The following is a 1074-nucleotide window of genomic DNA, read 5'->3' as shown; positions in this document are numbered from 1 at the left end:
CCTTCAGGGATGGCGTGTGGCGCCACACTTCCCCCGAGATAGCACGGGCGAACGGGCGGCATCCCGGTATTCGTGCAAGCCAGGGACCCTGACTTGGGGATCACACCATAGGTCGTGATCCCCAAGCTGGACATCGGACTTGCGTCAGCGTCGAGTGGTCTCCAGCCGCAGCCGCTCCACGGGCGTCACATGCTGCACGGGGTCCTCGAGATGTTCGCCGCCGAGGTAGCGGCGGAAGAAGGTGGACAGATAGGCATCGCCTACCTCCCGCTGCTGGTCCTGGGTGAGCTGCTTCTGCTCGGTGTACTTGCCGTCGTTGCTGTAGCACTGCCCCGCTGGCGGCGCCGGTTTGTCCTTGGGCTCGTAGTTCTTGGCGTCGTCGAATGATCCGGGCCCGTTCGACCAGGTGGTGTTGTAGAAGTTGTGATTGGCGCCGTGAATGAGATACCCACCGGCCGGCGCGGTGTGCCGCACCGTGGTGTGCAGGAGTTCACTGCCCGCAGTGCGGGTATCCCAGTCGCAGGTACCCATGATCACGGTGTAGGGAATATCGGTGATCCAGTTTCCGGTGCTGCCGTCCGGTGTGAAGGCGGTCGCGGGCGCCAGGGCCGCTACCGCGCGGATCGTAACCCCTTCCGGCCACGCCTTCCGCTGCTGGTCGCTGGCCTGCTGGATGACGGCGGCGCCGCCCCGCGAATGGCCCATGGTGCCCACCTTGGTCATGTCGACCCGGTGGGTGAAGTCGGCCGGGAGCTTTCCGGCCAGCGCGCCGGTGCCCGAGGCCGACAACCGCTGCCACAGTTCCAGGTGCTTGTTCATCAGTGCCGCGCGGTCGGCGACCTGGTCGTTGCTGTGCTGGCCGTTGATCCCGTTGCTGCTGATCGAGACGACGATGTAGCCGTGGCCGGCCAATTCCCGACCGAGATCGCGGTAACCGCGTTCGCTGTGCAACTGCCGGGTTCCCGGCGGGCACGGCCAGTCGAACGACGCGGTGCCCGAGGCGTCCGCGCAGGTCTTGAACAAGCCGTGGACGAGCATGATCAGCGGACGCCTAACGTCGCCGAGATCGTGCGG

The 1074-nt window shown here is 66.1% G+C and carries 1 pseudogene; it reads right to left on the bottom strand.

Annotated elements, in window-relative coordinates:
* Window positions 1–144: 144 nt before the first annotated feature.
* A pseudogene (locus tag AC07FN_RS45945) lies at window positions 145–1074 on the bottom strand (hypothetical protein); the annotation flags it as partial.

This window comes from Saccharopolyspora sp. NPDC045941 (genome assembly GCF_056431445.1).
The sequence above is the reverse complement of the archived record's forward strand: the minus strand, read 5'-3'. Positions and strand labels throughout refer to the sequence as shown.